General features: G+C 39.0%; 7 protein-coding genes and 2 pseudogenes. 3 read left to right on the top strand and 6 right to left on the bottom strand.

The genetic code is table 11. The features are described from left to right. Positions 1–250: 250 nt before the first annotated feature. On the top strand, positions 251–682 hold the full coding sequence (locus ACVYAD_RS14925) for a single-stranded DNA-binding protein (protein WP_349660616.1): 432 nt from the start codon (positions 251–253) through the stop codon (positions 680–682). Positions 683–932: 250 nt separating this feature from the next. On the opposite strand, the gene ACVYAD_RS14920 is transcribed toward ACVYAD_RS14925, so the two are convergent. After that, a complete protein-coding gene (locus ACVYAD_RS14920; RefSeq protein ID WP_476426996.1) occupies positions 933–3,695 on the bottom strand; it encodes a DEAD/DEAH box helicase in 2,763 nt (920 codons plus the stop codon). Further along, on the bottom strand, positions 3,692–5,266 hold the full coding sequence (locus ACVYAD_RS14915; protein WP_476426995.1) for a hypothetical protein: 1,575 nt from the start codon (positions 5,264–5,266) through the stop codon (positions 3,692–3,694). Before ACVYAD_RS14915 ends, ACVYAD_RS14920 begins: the two co-directional genes overlap by 4 nt. 198 nt (positions 5,267–5,464) lie before the next feature. On the opposite strand from ACVYAD_RS14915, the gene ACVYAD_RS14910 reads away from it, so the two are divergent. Both ACVYAD_RS14910 and ACVYAD_RS14905 read left to right on the top strand, forming a co-directional pair. Continuing rightward, positions 5,465–5,938: a transcriptional regulator gene (locus ACVYAD_RS14910; RefSeq protein ID WP_197139708.1), complete on the top strand. Its 474-nt coding sequence runs from the start codon at positions 5,465–5,467 to the stop codon at positions 5,936–5,938. A 447-nt stretch (positions 5,939–6,385) separates the two neighbouring features. Next, positions 6,386–7,219 (top strand): flagellin N-terminal helical domain-containing protein, encoded by an 834-nt coding sequence (locus ACVYAD_RS14905; protein ID WP_476427075.1) that lies wholly within the window; start codon positions 6,386–6,388, stop codon positions 7,217–7,219. 43 nt (positions 7,220–7,262) lie between these two features. Here ACVYAD_RS14905 and csaB read toward each other — a convergent pair whose 3' ends face one another. The 4 genes and pseudogenes from csaB to ACVYAD_RS14885 all read right to left on the bottom strand — a co-directional run bounded on the left by csaB (position 7,263) and on the right by ACVYAD_RS14885 (position 12,570). Then, positions 7,263–8,342 carry a polysaccharide pyruvyl transferase CsaB gene (gene csaB / locus ACVYAD_RS14900; protein ID WP_476426994.1) on the bottom strand — a complete coding sequence of 360 codons (1,080 nt, stop codon included), beginning with the start codon at positions 8,340–8,342 and terminating at the stop codon, positions 7,263–7,265. Continuing rightward, a pseudogene (locus ACVYAD_RS14895) lies at positions 8,342–10,096 on the bottom strand (DUF5693 family protein); the annotation flags it as partial. The pseudogene ACVYAD_RS14895 and the gene csaB, both read right to left, overlap by 1 nt. Positions 10,097–10,285: 189 nt before the next feature. Beyond that, positions 10,286–11,833: pseudogene (locus tag ACVYAD_RS14890) on the bottom strand (putative polysaccharide biosynthesis protein); the annotation flags it as partial. Further along, a complete protein-coding gene (locus ACVYAD_RS14885; protein WP_476426993.1) occupies positions 11,830–12,570 on the bottom strand; it encodes a WecB/TagA/CpsF family glycosyltransferase in 741 nt (246 codons plus the stop codon). The pseudogene ACVYAD_RS14890 and the gene ACVYAD_RS14885, both read right to left, overlap by 4 nt. Positions 12,571–13,296: the final 726 nt, after the last annotated feature.

The following is a 13,296-nucleotide window of genomic DNA, read 5'->3' as shown; positions in this document are numbered from 1 at the left end:
TTTATGGAAGGGTCCATGCTGTTTTTTGCGCATTGAATAAAAACTGCCAAACTTCATATTTCAACAATTAGCATTTGCAACTACAGGGAAAAGCATTCAGCTCAAAAAATCATTCAATACTTGAAAAGTAAAAGCCTCAATTTACCCAATTTATGATTAAAAACTGAAGGAAATGATAAAAATCGACTTTTGCCAATGCTGAATTAATTTTTGTATGATGAGAGCAATCAACAGCAAAGGAGGTGAATCAATGAACCAAGTCGGACTGGTCGGAAGGTTAACAAAGGATCCAGTGTTACGACACCTATCTGAAAACCGCGTGCAAACACATTTTTCACTAGCCATTAATCGCAATTACAAAAACAGTCGTGGGGAAGTGGATGCTGACTTTATTCTTTGTTCAGTTTGGGGAAGGCTGGCAGAGCATATCGTCAAATATTGCGGAAAAGGCTCATTAATTGGGGCGAATGGTCGTATTCAATCAAGATCATTTTTAAATGAAAATAGCACAAAGGTTTTTATAACAGAAGTAGTCGTAGAAGATGTCCGATTTTATCAGCTTAAGCCAAGGGATCGTGATGGGGCTATTGTATTGCCAAAGCCAACTGATGAGCAGGACGGCTTAACCGATTTTGTACTACCTGAGGTAGAAGTACAATTACCAGTAGTATCGCAGTCCTAAATGGTACATACGGGGCAAGTACAAGCTGTCTGATCCTCCATTTTCCTTCTATACTTGCACCGTAATCAATTTAGAGAGGAATGATGTATACCTTTCAAATAACGTAGTTCATTGGCTGAAGACCGCTCAGCAATGAGACTTAAACACAACTAAATATTAATATGAAGTAAGTAGGGAAGAAGTAACAGCAATGTCCGCTGAAAAAAAGAGCGCCAAGAACGTTTTGCTCTTGGCGCACATATATAAATCTTTAGAAATCGAGGGTCATTAAATCACGAAGTTCATCATCTTCTAATTCAGTTAACCATTTGCTTGATTGAATTAGTTCTTCTGATAATGCAGATTTCTGAGCTAGCATTTTATCGATTTTTTCTTCAATCGTACCAATAGTCACAAACTTATGCACTTGCACAAATTGTGTTTGACCAATTCGATATGCACGGTCTGTCGCTTGATTTTCAACAGCTGGATTCCACCAGCGATCTGCGTGTAATACATGATTTGCAGCTGTTAAATTTAGCCCTGTTCCACCTGCTTTTAAGGAAAGGATAAATATTGGGAAATCTCCTGCCTGAAAAGCCTCAACTAAGCGGTCACGCTGCTGCTTAGGCATGGCACCTGTTAAGAACGGTGCATCAATATTATATAGTTCACTAAAACAATGCTGTAGTAATTGTCCCATTCCAATATATTGGGTGAAAATGAGGCATTGCTCGCCGTTGTCCACAATTTCTGTAGCCATTTGCACGATACGTTCTAATTTCGTAGAACGAGTCAGCATTGATTCTGCATCCTCGAAAGGTTCTTTTAAATACAAGGCAGGATGATTACATAATTGCTTTAGCTTACTGAGCATCTTTAAGACGCGTCCCTTTTTTTGAAAGCCTGTTAATTGCTCGAGCTGATCGAGGGTCTCTAATATATATCCTTCATATAGAGAGGCTTGCTCAGTTGTTAATGGGCAATAATCATGAGACTCTTGTTTATCTGGTAAGTTAAGCTGTAAGTGTGGATCACGTTTTGTACGACGAAGTAAAAACGGTTGAATTTTTGTACGTAACTTCTGTTTATGTGACTCAGACTCATCTCGTTCTACCGGTAAAATAAACTCTTCGTTAAAGCGACCGAAGCTACCTAAATAGCCTTTATGGATAAAGTCAAAAATTGCCCATAGCTCAGATAAACGGTTTTCCACCGGTGTACCTGTTAAAGCAATATGATGCTTACCATTTAATTTACGAATAGCTCTTGATTGGAGCGTTTGCATATTCTTAATATTTTGAGCTTCATCCAGTACAACCGTTGCCCAGTTTACTTCCTGTAAAAACTCAGCATCCTGAGATACAGTGCCGTAAGTAGATAAAATCACATGTGGTTTTTCTCTTTCTACTAGCTGTTTAAAAGCATCCTCCTTTGCTCGATTCGCCTGATAATGCGTATGCACAATCAAGGAAGGAGCAAAACGGGCAAGTTCTTTTTGCCAGTTGCCTAACACTGAAGTAGGACAAATAATGATGGCTGGCTTTGTATCCTCAGTTGATTCATAAAGATAAAGCAAATATGAAATAAGCTGAACCGTTTTACCAAGCCCCATATCATCCGCTAGACACGCACCAAAGCCTTGTTCGCGCATGAAGACAAGCCATTCAAAGCCTTCATGCTGATAAGGTCGTAATTCAGCCTGTAAAGGTGTAGGAACGGGTACTGTAGGAAGTCCTTTTTTCTCTTGAAGCTGTTCCATATAGGATTTAAGCGATTGTTGCAATTCAAATGCAAAAATCGGGTCATCCCGCATTTCATCATCGGCATCCTCTTCTTCAAGAGGTAAGGATAAATCCTCTGGTAGCTCACGAAATAGTAACTCGCGAACAGTCCAGCTTTCATCTTCTGCTTGCTGCATCAATGTACGCATCTCTTGCATCCAGTTTGCATCGACTCTAAACCATTCAGTACCTATACGAATGAATTCGCGTTTCTCTTCCACGAGCTTTTTAAATTGCTCAGGTGAAATGGACTGTCCGTTCATAGAAAACTGCCATTTGAATGTTAAGATATCATCTAGTCCAGCAACCTTCTTTGTCGATACATTGCCAGTACTTACACGAACACGCATTTTTGACTGTTTTAAATCTTTAAGCCAAGCCGGTAATACAACGTCAAAGCCGAGTGCCTGTAATCTTGCTAAATCTTCACGTAAAAATGTTCGAACTTGTAAGTCTTCAAGCATAATACGGATAAAAATATCGTTACTTACATCTTCGGTAGAAAGAAGATCTACAATTTGACCTTGTTGTTGTTCAATAGCTTCAGCATACATTTCCCATTTTGCTGGTAGAGCATCAGCGATTGGTAGTGATTGCTTTCGCATAGCAGGCGTCCAGTAGTTCTTAGCTGTAGCCGTGCTCAGTACTGTTTCTAAAAGCCACACATCTGAATCTTCCTCAGGCTCACTTAAGCGTAGGGAGACTTTAACTGTACCTGCTTGTCGTTCCTGGTCTAATGGCCAGCCACCACGCAAGAAAAATGGTACTAGTTTTGGTAAATCAGACAGTAATAGACCTGCTTGAGCCAGTTTTTGCTGCACGGCTGTTTCTAATAAAGCTGTTTCAACACCGTCCAGAGGGAATGTTAGTGAGGAAAAATCATCTGCAATAACAGCATGTGACCAGAGCGATGGCTCCTGCCAATACGTTTGTAAAGAAGATGCTTTTTCTAGCAACACCTGACTTTCTGTGTTTACACCTTGCCATTCAATAAAAGGGTGTAGATAACGCTGTGAAAAAATATCAAGGAGCTCAGAAGTTGAAACCTCAATAGTAAGCTCTGAACGATTGGTTAATATCCCATAGACATTCGCTTCATAGTTAAAAAATAATGAAGAAATGAGTGAGTCTACGTCCATTGCTGCACCATCAGCAGTAAATCCCTGTAACGTAAAATATCCTTCCTGTGCAGCATGAATACGAAGCTGTAATTTTTTTGAAAACGGGGAAGGAGCATTTATAGTCATCATACTAAGTTTCCTTTCTCAATTTCTTCTTGTAATGCACGGAGTCGTTTATACTCTGCACGAATGGTTTGCATATATGTTTCGAAATAAGCAGTTTTACCAGCACGCTTTGCTGCACTGCGCATACTTTTCCAAATTCGTACAGCCTGCTTATAGTTCAGACGAGATTTTTGTGTAATTTCAGCCATGGCATATAGATGATATAAGGGCAATACTGTTGCAGGAGCAACTTGAAGCACATCCTTTAATCCACACATTTCTAAATAGGAAAGGGAGGAGAGGTTTAGCTGATGAAGGGCTGCCCAATCACGATAACGTCCTTTTTTAATAAGAAAGAACGAAAACGGCTGAAGCCCGTAAACACCAAATGCACTATATAATGTAGCTTCCTCTTCCTCTGTAAGCTGAATGTCTTCGTATAAAAGCTGGAATTGACGTACGTATTGAGCTCGCTTTACAACTGGCACAGTTTGCTGTAAAAAGACTTCGGTAAATGGTAGCATCGCACGTAAAATAATGGCTTGTGCAAGTGATTCACCAGCACGTTTTGCAAAGGTAGCTAGTTCAAAAAGGTCTTGCATTTGTTGTACATCAATATGAGCAATTCTTTCTTGTATTAAACTTTCTTTTTGTAGCAGTACATAAAATAGCAGTTGTAAGGACTGCAAAGAAATCTCAGATGAAGGATTTTCAAGGTTATTGATAAGTGCTAATTCCTGTTCGCGTCGTGGCTTTTCATAAAAAAGCACTGCCCAAAGCAGCATATAAATTTGTAGTCGCTCCGCAAACAATCCTTGTCGTTCCAATAAAAACTTCCTAACTAATTCCTGAATCGCATCATAGAATGGGTCAGTGGCAAAAAGTCGTGATCGGCCCGTTAGTTCGGTCAAAATACTTTCGAATGATTGGACACTTTGATCAATAAAATATTTCATATAAGGAGAATCCAACGAATGTCCTTTTGTCTCATTTAAATGACGCCATATTGTATTAAAGATCGATAGCTCCATAAAAAGCTTATAAAGTGGCTGCCATTCACGCTCAAACGGCATATGCCGTTGAAGTCGCTCCAGTGCATCCGTCCGTATAGCAGAAAGGCCATACCCTTCTAAAATACGCCCAGGTGGTAATAAACGTTTCATGACTTCATCGACCATCAATTTCCAGCTTTCTGGACTTCGTTCTTCTGCTAATGATTTTAATTGCACTGATTTTTGCGCACGCCAAGCGCTTGACCAATTTTGCACAGAATCAAAATACTGATAGAGGGCAAGTAATGCGCCAACTTGATGTCTGCACCATTTTAGCTGAGGACAGTTACAGCTCAACTCCTCTTTGGCAAAATCAATTTCTACAGAAGCAGGTCTGACATCCTGTACGCTTGCATATAATATAGAACTCGCTCCATTAAAACGTTCAAAGACAACTGATTTGTTCCGCACTGAAAAAACAGCACGACGCACTAGCTCTTCGTCTTCAGTAGAGGAAGGATGTAACGCCTGTTCAGCTTCCTGTAATTTGGCAAGGATAAATTCTTGGTGTTCCTTAGCTAATTGGGCAATAGACAATGCCATAACCTCACTCCTTTCAAATTGTATAGCTAGTGGGCATGTAAGTATAAAGAAAAAAAGACTGTCCTTCCATTATACGATTAAAATGCGTTCATGATAAGCCGAATGATTTGAAAGAAAAAAATCAAGGAGAAGATAGTTAACAAGATATTTTATTTGTGTTAAAATCTGAATAATCAGATAAATAGGGAGGGATGAAGGATGATGCAAGTTCAATATATGAAGCCATTTTACACGAAGATTACTGGAGATAAACTGCGTCTAGTATTTGCTTATCAATATTTCTCTATATTAAAAGAGAATGAGATTTTCCATTTCATTCCCATTGAAGGTAAAGAGATGATTATCAACTTGAATACACAGCAAATTGAAAATATATCTGAGGTGTTTGTTTTCCAGAAAGGGAATCGTTTTATCCGATTGCCATTATATCAATTATTATTAATTACAAATGTTCATGATCATCTAGCACCGATTCTTGAAAGCGCTACGCCGAAGCCTCAGTTACCACTTGTATCTTCAGTGACTGTTGGCGAAGTGGATCAGCTCATTACAGAATTGGAGCAGAAAAACATTGATTATTTAATCGACCAGGCATTACTAGATCATAATAAAGATCTCTTTTTTGAACTACTACAACAAAAGAACCATCAACTCGGAGGTTTCGAAAATTGAATACACGGTATTTTATGTAAGCACCCTTTCTATTTAAGAGAAGTGGGTGCTTTTATCTTCAGAAAGACTTCCACCTCTGAAGGTGATGAGGTTCCTGCTGAAATAGGGAAACACAGGCTAAGAACTTCAAAACGCCTTAGAAACCAACATCATGCTGTCGCTACGCTTTCGCCAAAAGCTATCTAGTTGCTGATAGTAAGATTTCGCACAAAAACCATTGTTGCTGTCGCTACGTTAGCACTACGCTTTCGCACAAAAAACAATGTTGCCCTAAAGCCGGGCACAATTGCGCCAACGTAAAATCGATATGGGTCTAAAGTCGAAATCATAAAAGCGGATGAGAAGCTATTACTATATAGGGCTTACTAAATTAGAAACGATTACCAAAATGAGTTAAAGAGAATGTCACAAAGACCGATATACTTATCAATAGGGGGTGGTGAAATGATGATTGGGAAGTGGTCAGCAACGGGGATGTCCATTTTAAATAATATGAATAGACATTACGGGGCAATGAGTAAGGCAATGCTTCGAATTTCTTCTGGGTACCGTATTAATAGTGCTGCTGATGATCCAGCGGGACTTGCGATTTCTGAAAAAATGCGGGCGCAAATTCGTGGTTTGAACATGTCTGCGAAGAATATTCAGGACGGTATTTCACTTGTTCAAACAGCTGAGGGAGCACTAAATGAAGTACATGATATGGTTCAGCGTATGCGTGAGCTGGCAGTCGAGGCGGCCAACGACACATTAACAGATAGTGATCGGAAGAATCTTGATTTAGAATATCAGGAATTAAAAAAAGAAATTCAGCGCATCTCGAAGGATACGGAGTTTAATACGAAGACATTGCTAAATGGGGATCATGCTACAAATGGTATTAAAATTCAGGCAGGTGCTAACTCAGGTCAAAGTATCGAGCTGTTTATTAACGATATGGGTGCTGGAGCATTGGGCTTGGACGATAAGTCATCTATTGCAACTCGTGAGGATGCCGATAAAGCTATTTCCTCCATGGACGAGGCTTTAAAGCGTGTATCAAGCGAGCGCTCAAGACTAGGTGCCTATCAAAATCGTCTAGAGCATGCTTATAATGCGAATGTAAACACGGCAGAAAATTTACAAGATGCGGAGTCTCGCATTCGTGATGCAGATATCGCTAAAGAAATGATGAATATGGTGAAGGCCCAAATTCTAATGCAGGCAAGTCAATATGTACTAGCGATACATATGCAACAGGCTCAATCCATTTTAAAATTGTTAGAGTTCCAAAAAAAATGATGAATTTCAATTTTTATTGAAATTCATCATTTTTATTTAACTTCTATGCTTTTGTGAAAGCCTCTAAGGCTAGTTTTGCTGTCGTCTCTGCGGCAGCTTGGAAAGCTTGGACTTTTTGACGCATGTTTTCTTGGATGGTCGGTAATTGTTCAATTACTTTTACAGTTTGTTCGAACAATAACGTCCCGTCCCAATTATCTACTTCAACATGTCCAACAATGGGTTGATCCATGATTTCAGCAAATGCATCGATTTTCGGATCGTAAGAAATCGCAATAAATGGGGTAGCGTAGATGGATGAGAAAATTAGTGAATGCAATCTCATCCCAATTAACAATTTAGATTGACCAATTACTGCAATTTTTTCTTCGATCGATAAATCAGCAGGGGCAATGATGCTCTTTTCTTGCATAAGTGCTGCTACATCTTGTGAAGACTTTGCATCGTGCTCACCGTGCATTGGCAAGAAGACAATTTGTTCACCATGACGTACTAATTGATCGAGGCTGTCAGCTATTTTTTGTTTGTAATCTACTGTTGATGGCCAGTCACGAACACTTATAGCAATATAAGTGTTCGCTGATAAGGACGCATCTGCTAACCAATCAGTATGGAAGGTGCTACCGTTAAGGCCGATAACTGGATCCGGCACTATTAAAGACTCGTTTTTGACACCAATCTCTGTTAAAAGAGATTGTGAGGCTTTATCTCGTACTGTTATTTTTACCTTATTAAAGGCTTTGCGGACAATAAATTTACTTACAGGATGATTGATTGGACCCATACCTTGAGCGTAAACAAATACAGGTTTTTTTAACCATTTTGCTATTTGAATAACGCCCGCATAGTAAGGAATCGTCTTCATTCCTGTTTGATCTTGCATGAGGCTACCGCCACCACTGATGAGCCCATCTGCTGTTTTTAGCACTTGTTTGATTTCGTTCATTTTCCAACGATTCACGGCCTTCACGCCATATGTTTTTTCAGTGGCAGCTGGATTATTCGATAATACCGTAATGTCTATATCAGGTTGACATTTTCTTAGAGCTTGGATAATGGAAAGCAGGATCGCATCATCGCCGACATTATCGAATCCGTAGTAGCCAGATAATACAACATGCATTATGACCACCTCGCGACTGCTTTAGAAATAAAACGGTAACCGATCTTGAAGATAAAGATAAATACTAGTCCTACGACAAAACCAAGTATAACGCTATAAAGTGTACGTAATGCCGACACTTCAACAGGGATGTGTAAATGTGTAAAAGTATTAACGATAGACAAGAATCCAATAACGCCTGGTACTAGAAGGATACTGCCCCATTTTCGATTAATGCCCATCACATATAGCGATAAAACAAAGAATGGGAAACCAATTAAAAATTCCTTCGTTCTTGGTCGAACATATAAGATGTTCTCAAGCCATTGTCTAAATGCCAATTCTGCATTACTAACGGAACCAGAGTTACCAGTTCGACTAATATAGAATAAACCTATAGCTGCAACGACCATTACCAGTAAAACATGCCAATATTTTAAATCTTTGTTTAATAAAGTAACGGTATTCGAAAGTGTTTTCTTTAGATCTTGATCAACTAGACGGTTAAGTTCTAGTAGCACAAATACTAATACACCTGCGATTGGAACAACATAAACAAGCTTAACGCCTTTAAATGCTTCAAAGCCTGTCATAAATGCATTGCCATTTAATAATCCAATGACAATAACGATACCGATGATGCTAATAGCTACTGCTTTTAAATATTGTAGTAAGATCGAAGCAATATTTTTAGAGCCCTTAGCTGCTTTAATGACTGCATACGTTGGGGCCATAACTGCAATAATTAATGCGAATGCTTGTAAGAAAAGTGTACTTTTCAGAACGAAGTACGCGATGGCTAGAGCACTCATAAATAAAACTGCTGCTATACGAAGTGGCATCCATTTCACTAGTTCTGAGATAAGGAAAGTAAATACGATACCTGCTAATAAGACAAGTGCTGTTACCCATGTTGGGACTGTAACAACATCAAATAGTTTTGGCGTGCCAGACTTGAAATGATTTGGCATTTGTTTTTGAACACCTGTTAAATAATCAATTGTTTCCGCTAAATTTTTCTCAGCTTTACCTTTTGTTTTAATATGATAGAAGATAGATCGAATATTTCGCTCTTTCACTGCGCGTGTTGTACGATCAATGCTTGCATTAAGCTTTAACTTTGTTTCTCTGTTTACATTGATGCTGTGCAAGCGAATCATATTATAATCTGTCTTTTTGGCAATTTTGTCTTCACCCTTAAGGGGATTGCTTTCAATTGTGTAGAAGTAATAACCTGCATTACTTAGCTGTTCAATGTATGCATCACCTGATTTTTGACCAAATCCGATTGCCTCATCCCCTGAACCAAGTAAACGGCCTGCTGATGAATCTTTTAATTCAAGCAATTGCTTAACGGTCTTATCGTTGGCTGCTTTATTGTCTGCATTTTCTACTTTAAAAATGAGTGACAGATCATGCTTGTTGATCATCTCAACTGCCAGCTTATCGTAACCGATTGGTGTTTTTAAACCATAACGATGGTTTGAGCTCGGAAGATAATAGAAAGACTCATCTCCAATTTGTACTTCTTCTGGTTTAATGCTGTCTTTAATAAGCTGTTGATAGCTTGCATTTTCAGGAACGCTAATATAGTATCCACTCTTATTGACATCTATAGCATCTTTATAAGGTGTGAAACGTAGTTGTGCCGCTAAATCATTTTCATCGTAAATGGAAATCAGGCTTTGATGTTCCATTTCTTTTAATGTTAAAGGCTCAAGGCTAACTGTTGTAAGCCCTGCATTTTTTAAAGAGGAAAGGATTTTATCCATTGTTAAATCGCTTTCCTTGTTTACTACTTGAATTTCATCATAAGGAATCACTATTTCATAGGCATCATTTGCTTGCTCAGCATTCCACCTCTTCATAATTCCAGGTGAAGACACGACGAGCAATAGGATGACAATTCCCCAAAGCCATTTCTGTTTCGACATAGATTTTCTACCTCTCTTATTTATGACAACCTTTTTCCCGATAACCGGAATTTTCTTTAAATCTTCTTCATGAATGGCATTCATTAGCCATAATAATAGGAAATAAATAACACATCCAATTGCAATTGCAACCGCTAGATACCCCATTGCCCACAGTCTTGACCAGTTTTCAATATCCAACCAAAGTGTAGGTAAACCGACTGCAGCTCCCATTAGGATAGAAGATAGGATGATTTTGATCGTATCTTTCCCCAATACAGTGAAGCGAATTGCACGATAAATAAAAATAGAATTTACAATAAATAAAACAAAGTAAACAAATAGTGTTGCATAGGCAGCCCCATCTAATCCGAACGCTTGGATAAAGAAGATGTTTGAAAATACCTTTAGTACAACGCCACTAATAATGATGATGGCTCCTGTTTTGGCAGCATTCATCCCTTGTAAAATACCTGTACCAAGTAGTGTCAGAGATGTAAATACAGAGCTAAGGTTAATAATCGCTAACATTAAGCTTCCCTCTAAGTCTGTGAAAAGAGCGAGGTTTAAAGGTAAGGTTAATGCTAACAACCCTAAAGCAGCTGGCCAGGAAATAAGATGTGTAATACGGTGTGTTCGCTCAATGATCCCTCGTGTTTCATCTAATTTACGTTCGGCTAGCTTTGTCGTAATTAGTGGAACAAGCGGTAATATGATAGAGGACGCAAAAACAGTTGTAATTTGAACAAGCGTTAAGCCTCGACCGTAAATCCCGTAAAGGAAACTAATTTCACTTGAGTCAGCACCAGCACTTCTTAAGCCGTACGTTACTGTAAAGGAGTCAACAAAGTTAAAGAGTGCCATTGTGACAGAACCGATGGCAATCGGAATCGATATTTTTAAAATTGTCTTACCCCAGAGTGAGAAATCGTTAAATTTATATTTCTCCTTACTCGTTACTTTTACAGAAGAACGGAAATATTTAAAGCGTAAATAGAAGAGTGATGCAGCAGCCCCAATGACAGAGCCTGCCATAATACCCCCAGCGACAATGTCATTTGAATAATCCATTGCAACTAGGAAATAGGCAACAATTAAAATGAGAGCAACACGTACTAACTGTTCAATTACCTGAGAAATCGCAGTCGGACGCATATCCCCATAGCCTTGGAAAAATCCTCGATAGACGGCCATATAAGGAGCAACGAGCAATGTAAGAGCAACAACAATTAACGCAATTTTCGTTGACGGGCCCCCTAAAGCATTTGCGATTTCAGTTGAAAAGCCATAAATGATAGCAAAACTTAAGACGCCAAAGCATAGTGCTAGGATGCTTGCTGTAACATAAATTTTCTTCACTTGATCTGTTTCTTTTTTTGCATTGGCCTCCGCAATAAGCTTCGAAATGGCAATAGGGATTCCAGCAACCGATAAATAGAGTGCCACCATATAAACGGGATACACTAAACTGAATATACCAAGAACCTCATCGCCCGCTATATTTTGTAGCGGAATTCTGAAAATACTACCGATGACTTTAGAAAGCAGCATAGCAACTGTTAGGACAAGGGTACTTTTGACAAATGTGGACTGACTCATTTTGGTGCTCCCTGACCTTTAAATTTCATTGCGAAAACCTTTAAAGCAAATCGAGGAAGGACAAGCATTCTTCCAAAACGGCTTGGCTGACGAAGCAGTCGGTAGAGCCATTCGAGATTTAATTTTTGCCAGATCATAGGAGCACGTTTGACTGTTCCTGCAATGACATCAAAGGAACCACCAACACCCATAAATACACCTTTGCTAAATTGACCTAAATTTTCAGTGATCCATTTTTCTTGTCTTGGCACACCTAATGCAACAAAAACAAGGTCAGGCTGTAACGCAGCAATTTCATTTGCAATATCATTTTTGTTCCAATCAAAAAATCCATCATGATAGCCTACTACGTCAACATTTGGATACGTTTGATTAATATTTTTTACAGTCTTTTCGAGCGTTTCATTTTGCGCGCCTAACAGATAAATCTTAAAGCGCTTTGTATTGCCGACTTCTAAAAGTCGTACCATCGTGTCGTAACCAGTAACACGCTCAGGAAGCGGATCACCAAGTATTTGTGCAGCTTTCACAACGCCAATACCATCTGCACAAATGTAAGTAGCTTGCTTCAGATAATTCATGACAGTAGGATTTTCATTTGCCTGCATCACGACTTCGGGATTTGCTGTAATAACGAATGTCTTTTCTTCATGTTCAATACGATTAACGAGTAAATCAACAAACTCTTGCTGTTTACTATGTAAAAAGGGTACGCCCATAATCGTTACATGCTTCATATAGTGTTCAAACCTTTCTTTAATTCCTTTTTAACTGCAATCTATCATACCACAAAAGCAATATTGACAGGAAATTTTCGGTGGAATGATATGGGGCGAATTGTGAAAAAGAAGGGGAAGGGAAACGGACTTATAGTAGGTTCACCACTATAAATGAGGGTTGATTTCCGTTCCGACTGGTCGCTTTGTAGCTGCCGCTACGTTAGCACTTCGCTTTCGCACAGAGCCAAGCTTCCTGGGGGCGTCCGATGAGCCGCTTCCTTCACTTCGTTCAGTCCAGGGTCTCATCTGTGACGCTGATCCCCGAGGAGTCGACCAGTCTCCACTCCAATCAACTTTTTGCACAATCTTATAAATTACCAATATGTAGTTTCAATTTTAAAGTGATTAATCTAATAAAGTGCCTTTCAAAAGACGGTAAAAGTTATAAGATAAAATGGTAAAATAATCCTCTAAATTTGAGTTTCTTCTATTATATATAGCATATAAATATTATAGAGTAATAAGCGTATCATCATGGGGGAATTTAAATTCTTCCTAGATGTAAATAATTAGGTGAACATAAAGAAAGAGTGCGAATCATTTTGATTCGCACTCTCCTATGTGCGCCCGGCATGCATATGAACTATAGGGTGTAAGTCCCGAACCCCGAAGACAGAAGTAGAGGTTAGCCAAGAGCAAGGGTGTCCGTGGCGACGCGGAATCTGAAGGAAGCTGGAGGCAAAA

It is taken from the genome of Lysinibacillus sp. G1-3, assembly GCF_056322905.1.
This window is presented reverse-complemented; position numbering and strand designations above follow the sequence as displayed.

What these genes read in the sequence shown, in the direction of transcription:
- ACVYAD_RS14925 (WP_349660616.1), top strand. Translation starts at nt 251, where the DNA reads ATGAACCAAGTCGGACTGGTCGGAAGGTTAACAAAGGATCCAGTGTTA.
- ACVYAD_RS14920 (WP_476426996.1), bottom strand. Translation starts at nt 3,695, where the DNA reads ATGATGACTATAAATGCTCCTTCCCCGTTTTCAAAAAAATTACAGCTT.
- ACVYAD_RS14915 (WP_476426995.1), bottom strand. Translation starts at nt 5,266, where the DNA reads ATGGCATTGTCTATTGCCCAATTAGCTAAGGAACACCAAGAATTTATC.
- ACVYAD_RS14910 (WP_197139708.1), top strand. Translation starts at nt 5,465, where the DNA reads ATGATGCAAGTTCAATATATGAAGCCATTTTACACGAAGATTACTGGA.
- ACVYAD_RS14905 (WP_476427075.1), top strand. Translation starts at nt 6,386, where the DNA reads ATGATTGGGAAGTGGTCAGCAACGGGGATGTCCATTTTAAATAATATG.
- csaB (WP_476426994.1), bottom strand. Translation starts at nt 8,342, where the DNA reads ATGCATGTTGTATTATCTGGCTACTACGGATTCGATAATGTCGGCGAT.
- ACVYAD_RS14885 (WP_476426993.1), bottom strand. Translation starts at nt 12,570, where the DNA reads ATGAAGCATGTAACGATTATGGGCGTACCCTTTTTACATAGTAAACAG.